Source organism: Bradyrhizobium sp. Kon69 (genome assembly GCF_055807515.1).
Genome location: NZ_JBVVOS010000004.1, coordinates 120,712 through 137,007 on the forward strand (window position 1 = coordinate 120,712; position 16,296 = coordinate 137,007).

The window sequence follows — 16,296 nt, forward strand, 5'->3', positions numbered from 1 at the left end:
CATCACAGCATCGAGCGATTGTAGCTATCGTCACTCGTCAGCGGCAGTTGCAACGGACTCGGTTTCCGGGTTGCCAGCCTAAGCCGCACCAAGCCAGCGGATCGGCCGGCGAATATCGCGGAGGCAAACAGATGTTTCCAGCGAAACTTGCGGCATCGTTGCTGGGTTCAGCGTTGCTACTGACGCCGGTCCTTGCACGCGACGATGGCCGATACGACCACTCTCCGCTGAAGTCGTGGTTTGAAAGCTTGCAGAGCGAATTTGGAAAGTGCTGTACCGATGCCGACGGATACATCGTGTCCGATGCCGATTGGGAGTCCAGTCGGGGCCGTTACCGCGTCCTCATCGACGGCGAATGGGTGCTCGTACCTGACGCTGCGGTTGTCACAGAACCAAACCTCTTCGGCCGTACAATGGTCTGGAGGCATTACATAGACGGCCATCCGCGCGTCCGATGCTTCATGCCTGGCATCATGACTTGACTTCACTTTCAATGTGCTCGGCTTCGGATCATTCGGTCGATTTGCCCGCGTATTCTCGATGTCCGCTATGGCCCTAGCTGGCGGCGTGCCGGACACTTCGCCTTCAGGCCAACAGGAGATCGTGGCTTAGGTTGTACGAGCGACCACCAGGTATTCAATGGTGTGGTAGGTGAATTCAGCGACCTCCGAGAAGCCGTACTTGGTGTGAGCTGCTCGTGATGCTGCGTTGTCCCTGCGAATGAACCCGACGCCTTCGCGTCCCCGAAGGAGTGATCCCTGCAATTCAAATAGCCTTTCCGCCAAACCTTGGCCGCGCTCGCTTGCCTCAATGCACAAAGGACCCGAATTGTAGGCGCCCGCCTTGGCGGGGTACGCCGTGAACTTTGCTTGCCCGAGTGCGTAGTCCTTCGTCCTTTCCGGTGCGCTCGAAACAAGATAGCCCACGAGCTGTCCACGACGCCGAGCAATGATAATTGGCATCTCCTGTACAGTCGTCTCGAACCAAGCCGCGGGAAACTCGACCGACAAGGCACCACCTTTAGCAATCTGATTTTCGGCCTGAAGCGCGAGTATTTCGGGGACATCTCCCGTAGTCGCAACGGAAACATCATAGATCATGCTCGATCACCGACGTTGGTACCCAGCCAAGAACCAGTCAGCCCTCATGAGACCAACTCGAAGTCCGAACATTGCCAATCCTTTCCAATGTCCGCAACGGGTCCACAAGCGGCCTTCCGGTATCCCGGCTGCTTACCTTCCGGTTGAGCCTTGGGAGCGGACATCACGGCGGCTGAGGAGCTCTTCGGCTCAAGGCCAATTGCAGACCTCGCCAGCTTCCTTAGCCTAAGGCGACCTGTTGCCTTCTGCGGAAATAGAACCAAGTCGCCCTCACAGCAGCGCTTGCCATGAACAACGATCCGCCAAGAATAACTGTCCAGAAATTTATCGCATACCCAAGCAGGGCATCGAGACTTTCATTTGGCTTAGCGGCCTCAATATCGACCGCCTCTCCGATGACCCAAACCGCCGCGCCAATGAGCACGGCCGCGAGCAGAGCCACACGGAACAGCCATCTAAAATTCGGGACCATCATCGCGATCAATGGCGATAACAGCCCGGCGCACAATACAACTTTTGCAATTGTGTTTGGAGAGGGCACAACATTCCTCGCAATGAGAACCCAAAACAGCCGGTTCAGGCCGCAACCGAGCGTCACCATAGCTCCGCCAGACCATCCAACGATAACCGAACGTGTCAACCATAGACCTCAGTTAAACGCTAAATTTTGATCAAATGGTGGGGTCAGCTACGGGTCACAAGCGGTCCTCCACCGGCTGCACGCGGCAGGTCAACTACGGGCCACAAGCACTTGCAGAGGATCGTGATAGATGGCCCCTCACGAGATCGGCATCGGCCCTGCCGCGGTTCGCTAAACCAAGAGCGTGGAGGAATGCCGAGCGATGGGAATAACGATGGATAGATTGCCTAGTGGCGGCTTTGCTCGGCTTGTACCCGAGTTTGACGTATTCGACCTGGAACGCAGCAAGGGTTTTTGGTGCGACATACTTGGCTTCCAGATTGCCTATCAAAGGCCTGAGAATCTCTTCATATACATCGAACTACAAGGGGCACAGGTCATGCTGAATCAGAGAAATGGCAACTGGGAAACCGGGCCTCTGGAGCGGCCGTTGGGGCGCGGGATTAATTTTCAAATATTCGTCGACTCTGTTGCTCCTCTTCTGGATGCACTGAAGCAGCACAAATGGGCTCTCTTCAGAGAGTGTCACGACGCATGGTATCGGATCGCCGGAGAGGAGCGCGGCAACAGGCAATTCTTGGTCCAAGACCCCGATGGTTACCTCCTGCGGTTCGCTGAGGATTTGGGGAAGAGGTAACCACGCTTTCGAACGAGAGCCGCGTCAAGTGGCCCGTCCGCTCCGGCCAGAAGCGGACTTCGTCTACGCAGCTTCACTTGCCTCCCCAAGCGACTGATCAGGCAACGATGTAAAGTGCATCCGCGCGACCGGCGACGGTGAAACCCGCCCGCCCGCGGGTGCGGCAACTCCTGCTAACCACTCAACGGACATTCACTGGTGCCGGCGCCCGCTCGGCGTCGGCGGTCGCGGTGCCCATGTATTTCGATTGGAAATAAGCAACCCGCTCACGCCACATTCCGACGAACGCCTCCGACGTCAGCTTCTCCACGGATTTCCACGCCTCTTTGACGGCCGGAAGGGTATTGCCCCAGATCGCGCGCCTGCACCATTTTTCGCCCTTCTCCCTACCTTCGCCGGTGGCGCACATCGATTTCCAGGCGATGCGATTGGGTTGGCTGAGGTGCTCCGCGGCGCCTTCCCAGCCCTGCTGATGGATCAGGTAAAGATCGTTCAAGTCCGGCTTCCTGTGCGTCACCCACTGGAATAGAATGCCTTCCGTGATGACCTTGTAGGCTGCCGCAACGGCATTATCGCGGGGATTAAGAATGTCTCCGGAGCCGAATTTTCTGAACTCGTATTTGCTCAGCTGGAACAGCCCGATATACGACCCGGTGCGCTGCTTGGGGTCGAAACCGGACTCGACCTTGGCCACGGCCTTCATGAAATTGAAATCCAGACCGAAAGCGTCGGACGCGCGCTTGATCTCTTCAACCGGCGTTCCGACCGGGATGTCCTTGAACGAACGCAAGACGATCGCCGCCGGCTTCTCGGCAGGCGGCAGTTCGGACCAGACATAACAAATGAGATACCGGAAATCCTGCGGCCCCGTGCTGGAGGCACCGCCGGATGCACCGCACGTGGTCGGCGCCGGCTGGGCGACATCGTGGTGGCCCAGGTCCACCGAGTCCTGCGCAGGCGGTAAATCGGCCGACAGCGTTTGCGACGGATCAGGCAACGCGGCCACGACGATCGATTCCGGTTTATCCGAGGCCGCCGTCGTGTCGGTGGCTGTCACCGCCGCGGGCTCAGCGGCCGTCGCCACTTCGGCGCTAGCGACAGCGGCGTTCGCGGGTCCGGTGTTGCCCATTGCGATTGCCTGCGGTTCATCCGCGAGCATCGCGGCGGCACCTGCGCGGTCCTGGACTGTCACTGCGCGGGCGTTCTCGGAGCCGGCCGGACCGAAGCCAGCCAGCCAGCCAACGATCCACCCCGCGAGAACGACCGTTCCGCAAAATGCCGGCGCCACTATCGCAAATCGCCGCGGGTTCATGATGCCGTCGCCCCCATAGGCTCCGCCGGAGCCGTGTAGAAAAGCCAAGCATGCGAAGAGGCTCATTCTTGGAATCAATGTGGGCCGCGCAATGGCGTGAACGGCCGCTCGTCAATTTTTCCGAAGCGTGTTGCCCGATTGCAACGCGTCGATCACAAGCAATCGCGCCCGTCTCAGCGGCAACTCCCACGGTAATTGTGAGTACGGTCCAATTTTCGACCCACTGCGACCAGATTTGGCGACCAGATTTGGAGGAGAGGCTTGGTGCGCTGTCAGGATGACGCATCAGGTTCGGCTTCGCGCATCGTCTCGAAACGATGGAATCGCGCCTACGGGCGGGCGATGCTCGTTAAGGAATTACCAGCAATGCAGCGCGCGATAACAACCGCTGTACTCGCCATTTTCATGCTCCCTGCGGGGATCGCACACGCTCAATTTCTGTTTGGACCCCAACACACGTTCTGGCGAAGCCAATATGCTCCGTTCAAAGACAAGCACCACCACGGGCAGACAAGCTCTGAAAGGGCGAAGAGCGTTCGGCCCGAGCCCGTTCCGAAGGGCCCGCTCCAGATCATCATCTCGATAGCAGACCAACGGGTCTCGCTTTTTGACAACGGGGCCCTGATTGCACGCTCTTCGGTGTCCACAGGAATGGCGGGGCATCCGACGCCCCTCGGCGTGTTCAGCGTCATCAGCAAAGAACGATGGCACCGTTCAAATATTTATAGCGCCGCCCCCATGCCCTACATGCAACGCATCACCTGGTCAGGGATCGCGTTGCACGCCGGTGTCGTGCCCGAGCATCCAGCGTCACACGGCTGCATCCGTTTGAAAAATGATTTTGCCGTTCGACTCTGGCATCTCACGAAGCGCGGCACGCGCGTGATCATTGCGCATGGTGATGTCCAGCCGGTCGAGATAACCAATCCGCATCTTTTTCAACCGAAAGCCGCGTCCGGTTCGTCCGAATTCCAGAGTGCCACCGTCGCAACCAAGAGCATCGGGGCAGCCGCGGCAACGCAGCGATCACTGGTGTCAAACGCCGAACCTCCAGAAGCCGCCAGTCTCCAGGAGCCGGGCTCGGCTCCCGCTGCAAGCGGGCCTAAAAAGATCATCCCGATCTCCATCTTCGTCAGTCGCAAGTTGAGCAAGCTGTTCGTGCGTCAGGGCTTCACGCCGTTGTTTGATGTCCCGGTCAAGATCGAAAATCCGGAGGAGCCGCGGGGAACGCACGTGTTTACCGCAATGGAATTCCAGAACGAGGGAACGGCTATTCGCTGGAGCGTCGTGTCGATTCCAGAGGAATTGCCCCGTATGTCCGAAGCTGCCACGAAACGGCGAGAAGCGCCCGCGAAGCAAACCGCGCCGGGACCGTTACCCGACAACGCCAACGCTGCGCTCGACCGTATCGAAATGACCCAGGATACGGTTGAGAAGATCTCTGAACTCCTGACGCCGGCTTCTTCGTTGATTGTTTCCGACAACGGAATTAGCCAGGAGACGGGAAAAGACACGGATTTCATCGTGGTAACGCATTGACGCGGCGGCGCAACCCACTAACACACGATGCCGCTGCGCAACCGGGTGGAATTGTCCGACGACAACTTGATGTCCGCACCTGAGCCAAAGCGGCGCGAGGTCCGCTAAGGGTCACAAACGGTCATGGACCGGCTGCGCGGGCAGGTCAGCTATGGGCCAAGAGCGGACCCGCGAGCTACCGGCGAAGGACAAGAACCTTGTCGGGAATACGCCGGCAGATGGAAGGGGAACCATGGCAACGTCTGAATTATTCAGCCCCGCCTCGGTTAAGGGTCGGTCCAGGGCGAAGTGAACCCGCACCGCCTCAATGCCGGCTGCACGCTCGCCATGAGGTTCTGAGCTGAATATGTGCGTTCGAAGTTATCACCTCGCAAGACAAACGATTTCTTTGCGTTTTTGATTGAGGCGAACTCAAAAAGAACGTGTCCCTCCCAGACTATCGCCACATGAGATGTAGAGGCAGTCGCCGAAGTGTTGCTTGAGTGACTGCCGGTATCGGTATTGAATCGAACAGTGACCTCTTGGCCAGGCGTCCATTCGGCACGTGGCTCATAGATCATCATCGTGAGCTTTCCCTCATCCGGCGGCTGATCTGCACTTCTCCGACACCCAATGCGAATGAAGCCACCTTCGCTTCTGACGACGGCGTCGCCGGGTGGATCGATCGGTTGCCACTGAGCTTGGCAAACTGAACCCGCCATAAGCAGAAGGATCGATATGATGCCGATAAGCCTCAAGCTTGTTTCCTCCGAACCTATCGGGCACAAACGATACAACTACGCCCGCGCCAGGTAACGGTTAACGGTAACGGTCCGGTCTCCTCTATACCCACCTTGACCGAATTCATCTCGGTATCCTGCGTCGAATAGTTGTGGTGCCGATCTAACCCAATCTAGGGAATCAAACCAGAGGATGTCCGCAATGGGTCACAAGCTGAACTGGTGCATCGAAAGCCAGGGGCCCGCTTCGTGTCGAAAAGCGGACGTCGGGTGGTTGAGTCTGCGGGTATGATTAGGGACAGGATTTGAGCCTATGACCTCAAGATCATGAGCGTAACGAGCGAGCGCGGCCGACCCAGCCGCGGTCGACCGCTGCACGCCCAGCTAACACCGCACCACGCGAGCCCGCCAGCGCCACGCACCTGGCGCCAGCCGTCTTCCGCCCGCTACTGCGAGCGGTCCGAGGTCCAGCCCTTGTAGTCTTTGACATTGTCGCGCGTCACGAGTTTCGACGGCAGCAACTCGACGGTGGACGCCGGCTTCTGGCCGTTGAGGATGTTGACGCCGACCTGCACGGCGCGGCGGGCCATGAAGAACGGGTCCTGCGAGGCGGAGGCCTGGATCTGCGTCGCCTGCGGGTCCTTGAGGGCGGCTTCGATGTCGGGTGCGCCGTCGACGGCGGTGATGACGATGCCGGTGCGCTGCTGCTGGCGCGCGGCAAGGTCGGTGCCGATCGCCTGCGGATCGTTGATGGCGAAGATGGCGTCGATCTTGGCGAAGCGGGTCAGATAGCCCTGCGCCACCGTGAGGCCGCCTTCGCGCGAGCCCTTGCCGTCCTGGTCGTTGGACAGGACCTTGATGCCGGGGTTCTTGCCGAGCACGTTCTTGCAGCCGACGACACGGTCGATCACCGCGGAGACCTGCGGGCCGTTCTCGATGATGACGTCGCCTTTGCCCCCGAGCTTGTCGACGATGTACTGGCAGGAGATCTCGCCGGCCTGGACGTTGTTGGTGGTCACCGTGGCGTCGGCGCCTTCGGCCGCGGTGTCGACGGCAACGACGACGATGCCGGCGGCTTGCGCCTTCTTGATCGCCGGTCCGACCGCTTTGGGATCGCCGGGGTTGAGCAGGATCAGGTCGACGCCGGCGGCGATGAAATTGTCGATCTGGGTGACCTGCTTGCCGAGATCATATTCGAAGCCGACGGTGGTGATCTTGACATTGGGATTGGTCTTCTTGGCCTCGAACTCGGCGCCCTTGGACAACGCGACGAAGAACGGATTGCCGAGCGAGCCCAGCGAAACGCCGATCGACTTGAGCTCCTTGGCGCCGGACGGCGCAGAGCTCAGGACGAGCGCCATCGCGGCGCCGGCAAACGAGATCGACTTCAACATTGGCTTCCTCCCTGGTCTGTTTGAAGCTCCGGCACGGCGACCAGTTGCCGTGACGGAATGAACATGACGGCGCAGCACCCGCTGCACTTTTTTCCGCGCTCACGTGCGCGCTGAGCCCTGCAGCCGATAGCGGTCCAGCGCGACCGCGCCGATGATCACCAGGCCCTTGATCACATATTGCCAGACATCGGAGACGCCGATCAGGATCAGGCCGTTCGACAACACTGCAATGATCAGCGCGCCGACCAGCGTTCCCCAGATCGAGCCGATGCCGCCGACAAAGGAGGTGCCCCCCAGGATCACGGCGGTGATGGCGTCGAGCTCGTAAGACTGGCCAAGCTGCAGGCCATTGGCGGCATAGAGCCGCGCCGCCTGCATTGCGCCGCCGAGGCCCGCGAGCAGGCCGGACACGCCATAGACGAAGATCAGCACGGCCCAGACCTTGATGCCGGCGAGCCGCGCCGCGCTTTCGTTGCCGCCGACCGCGTAGATGTGCACGCCGAGCACGGTGCGCTTGAGCACCAGCCACGACACCAGGATGACCAGCAATGCGATCACCCAGAGCCAGGGAATCGACAATACGCCCGGGATGAGAGTCAAGGCGCCGTTGCCGATGAAGGCATAGGGGATCGACGGATTGAACACCGTGGTGTCGGCGCCGAGCAGGCGCGCCGCGCCGCGCACGGCAGTCAACGACCCCAGCGTGACGATGAAGGGCGGCAGGCGCAACAGCGCGATCAAGCCGCCATTGAGAATGCCGAAGACCGCACCGGTGAGCACCGCAGCCGGCAACCACAGCACCCCGAGATCCGGGAATTTGGAGATGATCAGCCCGGCCATCGCCGAGGCCGCAAGGATGGAGCCGACTGAGAGGTCGATGCCGCCGGTGAGGATGACGAAGGTCATGCCTGCGGCCAGCACGGTATTGACCGCGGACTGCTGCACCACGATGCCGATGTTCTGGCCGGTGAAGAAGCGGCCGTCCGACAGCACGTGAAAGCCGATGCACAGCAACAGCAGCACCGGCAGCATGCCGACCGCGCGAATGATCATTCGCGTCCGCTGCCGCTTGGTCTCCTGCGCGGCGGCAAGACCGGGCGCCACGGGGGCGACCTTGACGGGGGCGGTGTTGGCGGAAGCGCCGTTCTCAGGCATCGAGCTGCTCCGTTCCGGTGGCGAGGGCCATGATGTCCTCCTGGCTGAGCGGCGATGTCGCGTTGCGCCGGATCTGCCCCGCGATATGTCCTGCGCGCATCACGATGACGCGGTCGCAGATGCCGATGATCTCGGGCAGGTCGGACGAGATGACAAGAACCGCGGTGCCCGACTTCGCGAGATTGTCGATGATCGAATAGATCTCGGACTTGGCGCCGACGTCGACGCCGCGCGTCGGCTCGTCGAGGATCAGGATCTTCGGGCCGATCGCGAGCAGCCGCGACAGCAGCACTTTCTGCTGGTTGCCGCCGGAGAGCCCGCCGGCGGGAACACCGACATTCGCAGCGCGGATGCCGAGCCCCGCGAACGCGCGCTTGGCGCGGTCACGGGCCTTGTCGCGATCGAGGATGCCGCCGAATTTCGCATCCCGGCCGAGCACCGCGAGATTGATGTTGTCGAGGCAGGACATGTCGAGGAACAGGCCGAGCGCCTTCCTGTCCTCGGTGAGATAGGCAATGCCGGCGTCCAGCGCCTCGCCGGGCGTGCGGATCGAGACCGCCCGCCCCTCGATCTCGACATGGCCCGACACCATCGGCGCGGCGCCGATGATGAGGTGCGCAAGCTCGGTGCGGCCGGCGCCGACCAGGCCGGCAAGGCCGACGACCTCGCCCGCATGCACCGTCAGCGAACATCCCTTGACGCGCCTGCCGTCGGCGATGTCGACGGCCGCAAGCACGGGAGCGCCCGACCGCGCCTCATTCCTGGGATCATGCTGCTTCTTGTAGAAGGACGAGACGTCGCGTCCCACCATCATCCGGACGATGGTGTCGGCGCGGATGTCGCCCTTGTCGAGCGAACCGACCAGCGTGCCGTCGCGCAGCACCGTGACGCGATCGCCGAGCGCATAGACCTCGTCCATGCGATGCGAGATGTAGATGATGGCAAGACCTTCGGCACGCAGCTGGCGGATCAGCGCGAACAGCCTTTCGCTCTCACCGGCCGACAGCGCGGTGGTCGGCTCGTCCATGATCAGGATCCTGGAGCGGGCGTGCAGCGCGCGCGCGATCTCGACCAATTGGCGTTGGCCCATCGAGAGATTGGCGACCAGCGTCTGCGGCGTGAAATCCGCGCCGAGCCGCGCCAGGATCGGACCGACGCCTGCCTGCATCGCCTCGCGCGCCAGCAAGCCGCCGCGCGAGACCTCGCGACCGAGATAAATGTTCTCCGCAACGCTCAGGTTGGGGGCGAGCGAGAGTTCCTGATAGATGATCGCGATGCCGGCCGCGCGGCCGCCGAGCGGACCGCTGATCTGCACGGGCTGGCCGTCGATGCGGATCTCGCTGCCCGGGTCCGGCCGGTAGGCGCCCGACAGGATCTTCATCAGGGTGGATTTGCCGGCGCCGTTCTCGCCCATCAACGCGTGGATCTCGCCCGCGTAGACGGTGAGGTCGACGTCGCGCAGCGCCTTGATGCTGAAGAACGATTTAGAGACCCGGCGCATCTCGAGGATGGGCTCGCTCATCACACCTCCCCGATGCGCCGACCGGCGGCATCGCAATCTCACCCGCGTCTCGTTGGTCCCTGGCGCGGGTGCAAGCATTAAACAAAAGGTTGTGGCGCAGGGCAATACCTCCCGCCTGCCGACCAACGGTCCGGCGCTGCTTTTATCTTTCGCAGACGGAACCGATCCCGCGTGTGATGCCTTTTCTTCGCCACATCATCGCGTATCGCGATCAGCGCCGCAGCCGGTACAGGCGGCGCCATTGCGGCAGCCGCTCGGCATAGGCCTGCGCAAGCGCGGGCTCAGGCTCGAACGTCTCGACGCGCCGTGGCGCGGTGCAGACGGCATCGATCGCCTCCCCGGTGACGGCGAGGCGGCCGAGCCGCGCCGCACCGAACGCCGCGCCCGTCTCGCCGTCGGCAAAGCGATGCACCGGCATGTTCAGGACATTGGCCAGCACCGACAACCAGAACCGCGACCGCGAGCCGCCGCCGATGACATCGGCCTCCGCGATCGCCAGCCCGGTCTCGGCAAGCACGTCCCGGCAATCCGCGAGCGCGAAGGCGACGCCTTCGAGCACGGCTTGCACGATCGCGTCACGATCGGTGGCGTGACTGAGCCCGTCGAGCATGCCGCGCACGTCGGGATCGTCGTGCGGGGTGCGTTCGCCGGAGAGGTACGGCAGGAAGCTGACCGGCGACGGCGCCTTCGGGCGCAACCCGAGCGGCGCCAGCAGGTCGGCCTCGGAAGTCCCTAACAGCCGCGCGATCCAGGCCAGGCACGATGCCGCGGAGAGGATCGCGCCGGCTTGTATCCACCTGCCGGGGACGGCGTGACAGAAAATGTGCACGACCCGCTCCGGATTGGCCGCGATCGTCTCGGTCGGCACCAGCAATGCGCCGGAGGTTCCGAGCGAAATGAAGGCTGCGCCGGGATTGACGGCGCCGATGCCGACAGCTCCCGCCGGATTGTCGCCGGCCCCGCCCGCGATCATCGGCCGCCCGGTCATTCCCCAGCGCTGCGCCAACTCGCTTCGCAGCCGTGCCGCCGGCGCGCAGCCCTCGACCAGGCGCGGCATCTGCCGCCGCGACAGCGCGGTCGCGGCGAGCCCCTCATCCGACCAGTCGCGAGTGACAACATCGAGCCACAGCGAGCCCGAGGCGTCCGAGACATCCTCGATCGCCTCGCCCGTCAGCACCAGGCGCAGATAGGCCTTGGGTTGCAGCACGAGTTTTGTCGCCGCGAAGATCTCCGGCTCGTGCCTGGCGACCCACAGCAGTTTTGGCGCCGTGAATCCCGGCATCGCCTTGTTGCCTGTCGTCGTCCGCAAGGCGGGCCAGCGTCGCTCCAGCTCGGCGCATTCCGCAAAGGACCGTCCGTCATTCCAGAGAATGCAGGGCCGCAACGGCGTGTGACCGGCGTCGAGCAGCGTCGCGCCGTGCATCTGGCCGGACAGGCCGATGCCCTCGACGGCAGCCAGTTGGCGCGCGTGGTCCGCCTTCAGCGCGTCCAGCGTGGCAAACGTCGCCTCGATCCACTGTGCCGGGTCCTGCTCGCAATGGCCGGGACGCGGCGAGGAGACCGTTAGCGACCGGCTGCGGCTCGCCACCACGCGCTGCGCGTCGTCGACCAGGACGATTTTGACGGCGGAGGTGCCGAGGTCGATGCCGAGATACATGATGTCGCTTGCCTTGCACATTTAGGATCTTGCGCGTCCGTTGCCTTGTGCATCCACGACATTGCGGGAATGACATTGCGGGCATGGCGTTCCCGATGTTGGCATGCACGCGCCAATCATGTAACCCCACCCGAAACCTTGCCGGGACGCAACGCCCATGACCACCGCCGCCACCAACGACGCGGGAGCCACTCGCGCGCTGATCTTTGCGTTGCTCGCGCTGGCCTGCGGGCACATGCTCTCGACCTTGCTGCGCACCATTCCGGCGGTCAGCCTCGACCTGATGGCGGCGGATTTCGGCATCGAACCGCAGGCGCTGGCGAGCCTCACCTCGGTCTATCCGTTCGCGTTTGCGGCCGCGCAGATCCCGGTCGGTGCGGCGATGGACCGCTTTGGCGTGCGGCCGGTGTCGTTGAGCCTGCTCGCGGGAACCGTGGTCGGCGCCATCGCGTCGGGGTTCGCGACGGGTCCCGAAAGCTTCGCGGTCGGTCAGGTGCTGCTGGGCGTCGCCACCTCCGGCATGCTGATGTGCCCGATGACGTTGGCGGCCAAGCAATTGTCGGCCGCGCGCTTCGGGCTGTGGTCGGGCGCGATCCTCTCGATTGGCAATATCGGCATGCTGTTGTCGTCGAGCCCGCTCGCTTTCGTGGTCGACACTTACGGCTGGCGCGCCGGGTTCTGGATCGCAGGCCTAGGCGGCGTCGCCGTGGCGCTCGCGGTGTTCCTGCTGGTGCCGAACCAGCCGGCCGAGCACAAGGACGAATCCTCGCCGCTGTCGCAGATGATCGAGGTGCTCAGGCTCGGACTGTCGCGGCCCTTGCGCGGCCTGATCGCGCTGGCGCTGGTGTCGCTTGCGACCTCGCTGGTGCTGCGCGGCCTGTGGGGCGGACCGTGGCTGATGCAGGTCAAGGGATTGTCGCGGGTCGAGGCCGGCAACCAGCTCGGCGCGTTCACGCTGGCGATGATCGCAGGTCCGCTTGTCATCGGCATGATCGACCGCAGGATCGGACGCCGCCGCGCGCTGGTGGCCGGAACGCACCTGGCCGGCGCAGTGCTGCTGGCGCTGATGGCGTTAGGGGCGCCGCACTATGCCGTCTCGATGCTGCTCGGCCTTCCCGTGATGCCGCCGCAATACGACCTCGTGCTGTTCGTGCTCATCGGCTTGGCGACCTCGGCGCAGCCGCTGCTGTTCGGCATGTCGCGGCAGCTGGTCGACGCACAGGTCGCGGGCAAGGCGCTCGCCGCGATCAATCTCGCCTTCTTCCTCGGCGCGGCGCTGATGCAGTCGGTCACCGGCGCCGTGGCGGCGTTCGCGGGGCTGCCGGCGGTGCTGCTTTTCATGGCTGCCATGCTTGGCATCGGCGCGCTGATCTTTTTGATCTATACCTCGTCGCGTTCGTAGAGGGGACCGCCGCGTCGGGAAACTCTTCGAACGAGCTCCACCACTATCAGCAGTGTCGCTTGATATTCCCAATTTGGGTAGTATAATCCCCAATATGGGTACGAATGCAGAAACCATAAACCTGTCAAATGCACTATTCTCCAAGGTGCAGCAGCGCGTGCTTGGTCTCATTTTCGCGCATCCCGACCGCAGCTTCTACACGTCGGAGATCATCCGGACCGTTGCCTCCGGCACGGGGGCGGTCGAACGCGAGCTATCGCGCCTGCGGCGTAGTGGCCTTGTCTCGGTCGAGCACATCGGCAATCAAAAGCACTATCGCGCCAACCGGCATTCGCCGATTTTCGAAGAGCTGCAGGGCCTCGTCCTCAAGACCGTGGCGCTGAGCGAGTTCTTGAAGAAAGCTCTTGAACCCTTCGCGAGTAAGATAAAGACTGCTTTCATCTTTGGCTCGGTCGCCAAGGGAACGGACACCGCGCAAAGCGATATCGATGTCATGGTGATCGGAGACGACTTGGACTACTCGGACCTCTACACCGCCTTTCAACACGCCGAGGATCGCCTGCTTCGCAAGATCAGCCCGGCTTTTCTCACATCGGAAGAATGGCGGCAGCGGTCTTCGCGGGCCGGCTCCTTCGCCAGGAAGCTAGCTCTCGGCCCGAAGACGTTCATTCTTGGCACTCAACGCGATTTGCGCGCATGAGCAAGACCGAGCTCGACAATCTCGTGAGGATCAAGCGGCTCAAGATCGAGCCGCCCACACGCAGCGAGTATCTTGGCATGGTTGCGGCCGCGGGCAGCCGGTTGAAAGATGCTCAGAATGAAGACCTGGATCCCGATAGCCGTTTTGACCTGGCCTATGGCGCAGCACACCGGCTTGCGCTGGCTGCACTCCGGCGCGAGGGCTATCGTTCGGAAGACCGTATCACGGTATTTCAGACGCTGGTGCATACGATCGGAACGAGTGCGCCGGAGATACAGGTCTTCCTCAAGGCCCACAACGAACGAAATCTTGCCGAATATCAGGGCCGGATGGAGATCGACGAAAAGCTTCTCGCCGACCTGGTTCGGTGCACGAAGACAATCGAAGCGGCGGTCGCCAAGCTTGATCCGCCAGCGAAGCACTAGCCCCCAGCATCGCTGGCGATGACGTAAGGAATAGTCCATGCCTGTCGACACCAAAGCCGCCACCGACCGCCTCATGCGCTTTCTCGCCGTCGAGGGCGTCACCGGACAGGAGGCCGCGATCGGGCGTGAGCTCACGGCTGCGCTGAAGGAGAGCGGCGTGCCGGCGAAAGCGATCCGGCTCGACGATGCCAATACCCGCATTCCGGTGCCGACCGAGACCGGCAATCTCATCGTCGACCTGCCCGGTCGCGGCGCGCTGCACAACCAGCCGCGCATCATGTTCATGACCCACATGGACACTGTGCCGCTCTGCGCCGGCGCCAGGCCAAAGAAGTCCGGTCGCAAGATCGTCAACGAGGCCAAGACCGCGCTCGGCGGCGACAATCGCTGCGGCTGCGGCGTGCTGGTGACGCTGGCGGCCGAGCTCGAGAAGCAGCAGCTCGATCATCCGCCGATCACGCTGCTGTTCTGCGTGCGCGAAGAGAGCGGGCTTTACGGCGCGCGCCACGTCAAGCTCGACGAGCTCGGCTCGCCGGTGATGGCCTTCAACTATGACGGCGGCTCGGCTTCCAACGTCGTCATCGGCGCGGTGGGGGCCGACCGCTGGACCGTGGAGATCTTCGGCCGGGCCTCGCATGCCGGCGTTGCGCCGGAGCGCGGCATCTCCTCGACCATGATCCTCGCGCTTGCGCTGGCCGACGTGAAGGCCGGCGGCTGGTTCGGCAAGGTGGTCAAGCGCAAGCAGCAAGGCACCAGCAATGTCGGCCCCGTCACCGGCGGCGAGGGGCGGCCTGCGGGCGACGCCACCAACGTCGTCACCGACTACGTGCATGTGCGCGGCGAAAGCCGCAGCCATGACGGAAAGTTCTTCAAGGAGATCACGAAAGCCTACAAGGCCGCGTTCGAGAAGGCGGCCAAGAAAGTCACCAACGCGCAAGGCAAATCCGGCAAGGTCAAGTTCAAGGCCGAGACCGATTATTTCCCGTTCCGCATGAAGGACAACCTTCCCGTCGTCAAACGCGCGGTGGAGGCCGTGTCCGCGGTTGGCGGCACCCCGAACGTGCGCACCGCCAATGGCGGGCTCGATGCCAACTGGATGGTCCGTCACGGCGTTCCGACCGTCACCTTCGGCGCCGGCCAAAACGAGGTGCACACCGTCGACGAGTGGATCAATCTGGACGAATACGATCGCGCCTGCGCGCTGGCCGTGCAGCTCGCAACGATGCGGTGAGGCGCCTTGCGTGACCTCGGAAAGAACATTTGTCGCCAATGACGGCACCGTCATCGGATATCGGCAACTGGGCTCAGGTCCTGGCCTGGTGCTGCTCCATGGCGCGCTGCAAAGCGCAGCGAGCTTTACCGACCTTGGAGCGGCACTCACGGACCGCTTCACCGTTCTGATCCCGGACCGGCGCGGTCGAGGTCTGAGCGGGCCGTTCCGGTCCGACCACTGCATGGCGACCGAGATTGATGATCTCGGTCGGCTTCTCGCCGAGACGGGCGCACACAATGTGTTTGCATTGAGCTCCGGAGCGCTGGTTGCCATGCACACCGCGCTCGTCAATCCGGCGATCTCGCGCCTCGCGCTTTACGAACCACCGCTCGAGTTCGGCCCCGTCCAACCGAGATTTTGGACATCGGAATATGAGGCGGCCCTGACGAAAGGCAATTTGGCAGCGGCCCTTGTTGCCGCGCTCAAAGGGACTGGTGACGACGAGGTTTTGACGAAACTCCCTGCGTTTATCGTGAGACCGCTCTTCGCCGTGATGATGCGGCTGCGTCCGGACAAAGGCGTGGGCGATGGGCCCCCTCTGGCTACTCTCATCCCGACAGTCCATTACGACATTGAGCTTATTGCAGAGACGGCCGGCGATCTTGACCGCTTCAAAGGCTTGAGCACGGAAACGCTGCTGCTTGGCGGCGATCGGAGCCAAGGCTATCTCGCCGCTGCGCTCGATGCGCTCGTCACGATCCTGCAGAACGCAACACGTGTCGAATTCAAGGGTGCCGGCCATATTGCCGCAGACAACGAAGGCGATCCAATCCGCGTCGCCATGGAGTTGCGTCGTTTCTTCGCTTGATGTTGCAGGATGG

At 62.7% G+C, this 16,296-nt stretch carries 15 protein-coding genes; 8 read left to right on the forward strand and 7 right to left on the reverse strand.

All coding sequences use genetic code 11. The features are described from left to right. Positions 1–131: 131 nt before the first annotated feature. The gene (locus tag AC0L3U_RS06995; protein WP_456765449.1) at positions 132–482 is read left to right on the forward strand and encodes a hypothetical protein; all 351 of its coding nucleotides are present in this window, start codon (positions 132–134) and stop codon (positions 480–482) included. Positions 483–608: 126 nt separating this feature from the next. Here the strand turns inward: AC0L3U_RS06995 and AC0L3U_RS07000 are convergent, their stop codons facing one another. Further along, entirely contained in the window at positions 609–1,100 is a 492-nt protein-coding gene (locus tag AC0L3U_RS07000; RefSeq protein WP_473361189.1) for a GNAT family N-acetyltransferase, read from the reverse strand. A 220-nt stretch (positions 1,101–1,320) separates the two neighbouring features. Next, positions 1,321–1,701, reverse strand: a complete 381-nt coding sequence (locus tag AC0L3U_RS07005; protein ID WP_473361190.1) for a hypothetical protein — start codon at positions 1,699–1,701, stop codon at positions 1,321–1,323. A 253-nt stretch (positions 1,702–1,954) separates the two neighbouring features. On the opposite strand from AC0L3U_RS07005, the gene AC0L3U_RS07010 reads away from it, so the two are divergent. Next, positions 1,955–2,377, forward strand: coding sequence for a bleomycin resistance protein (locus AC0L3U_RS07010; protein WP_473361191.1), 423 nt, complete (start codon positions 1,955–1,957; stop codon positions 2,375–2,377). 181 nt (positions 2,378–2,558) lie between these two features. On the opposite strand, the gene AC0L3U_RS07015 is transcribed toward AC0L3U_RS07010, so the two are convergent. Continuing rightward, positions 2,559–3,755, reverse strand: coding sequence for a lysozyme family protein (locus AC0L3U_RS07015; RefSeq protein ID WP_473361192.1), 1,197 nt, complete (start codon positions 3,753–3,755; stop codon positions 2,559–2,561). Positions 3,756–3,953: 198 nt separating this feature from the next. On the opposite strand from AC0L3U_RS07015, the gene AC0L3U_RS07020 reads away from it, so the two are divergent. Continuing rightward, on the forward strand, positions 3,954–5,228 hold the full coding sequence (locus AC0L3U_RS07020) for a L,D-transpeptidase (protein ID WP_473361362.1): 1,275 nt from the start codon (positions 3,954–3,956) through the stop codon (positions 5,226–5,228). Positions 5,229–6,393: 1,165 nt separating this feature from the next. Here the strand turns inward: AC0L3U_RS07020 and AC0L3U_RS07025 are convergent. The 4 genes from AC0L3U_RS07025 to xylB all read right to left on the reverse strand — a co-directional run bounded on the left by AC0L3U_RS07025 (position 6,394) and on the right by xylB (position 11,675). After that, positions 6,394–7,341 (reverse strand): ABC transporter substrate-binding protein, encoded by a 948-nt coding sequence (locus AC0L3U_RS07025; RefSeq protein ID WP_473361193.1) that lies wholly within the window; start codon positions 7,339–7,341, stop codon positions 6,394–6,396. Positions 7,342–7,440: 99 nt separating this feature from the next. Then, positions 7,441–8,496, reverse strand: coding sequence for an ABC transporter permease subunit (locus AC0L3U_RS07030; protein WP_473361194.1), 1,056 nt, complete (start codon positions 8,494–8,496; stop codon positions 7,441–7,443). Continuing rightward, positions 8,489–10,018: a sugar ABC transporter ATP-binding protein gene (locus AC0L3U_RS07035; RefSeq protein WP_473361195.1), complete on the reverse strand. Its 1,530-nt coding sequence runs from the start codon at positions 10,016–10,018 to the stop codon at positions 8,489–8,491. Before AC0L3U_RS07035 ends, AC0L3U_RS07030 begins: the two co-directional genes overlap by 8 nt. 211 nt (positions 10,019–10,229) lie before the next feature. Next, on the reverse strand, positions 10,230–11,675 hold the full coding sequence (gene xylB / locus AC0L3U_RS07040; protein WP_473361363.1) for a xylulokinase: 1,446 nt from the start codon (positions 11,673–11,675) through the stop codon (positions 10,230–10,232). Between the two features lie 157 nt (positions 11,676–11,832). Between xylB and AC0L3U_RS07045 the strand changes: the two genes are divergently transcribed. From AC0L3U_RS07045 to AC0L3U_RS07065, 5 genes are all read left to right on the forward strand, one after another. Continuing rightward, positions 11,833–13,077, forward strand: coding sequence for an MFS transporter (locus AC0L3U_RS07045; protein WP_473361196.1), 1,245 nt, complete (start codon positions 11,833–11,835; stop codon positions 13,075–13,077). 94 nt (positions 13,078–13,171) lie between these two features. Further along, positions 13,172–13,777 (forward strand): nucleotidyltransferase domain-containing protein, encoded by a 606-nt coding sequence (locus AC0L3U_RS07050; RefSeq protein ID WP_456650873.1) that lies wholly within the window; start codon positions 13,172–13,174, stop codon positions 13,775–13,777. Further along, positions 13,774–14,202 carry a hypothetical protein gene (locus AC0L3U_RS07055; protein ID WP_473361197.1) on the forward strand — a complete coding sequence of 143 codons (429 nt, stop codon included), beginning with the start codon at positions 13,774–13,776 and terminating at the stop codon, positions 14,200–14,202. Before AC0L3U_RS07050 ends, AC0L3U_RS07055 begins: the two co-directional genes overlap by 4 nt. Positions 14,203–14,239: 37 nt before the next feature. Next, entirely contained in the window at positions 14,240–15,433 is a 1,194-nt protein-coding gene (locus AC0L3U_RS07060) for a M20/M25/M40 family metallo-hydrolase (protein WP_473361198.1), read from the forward strand. Between the two features lie 10 nt (positions 15,434–15,443). Beyond that, positions 15,444–16,283: an alpha/beta fold hydrolase gene (locus AC0L3U_RS07065; protein WP_473361199.1), complete on the forward strand. Its 840-nt coding sequence runs from the start codon at positions 15,444–15,446 to the stop codon at positions 16,281–16,283. The last annotated feature ends 13 nt before the right edge of the window (positions 16,284–16,296 follow it).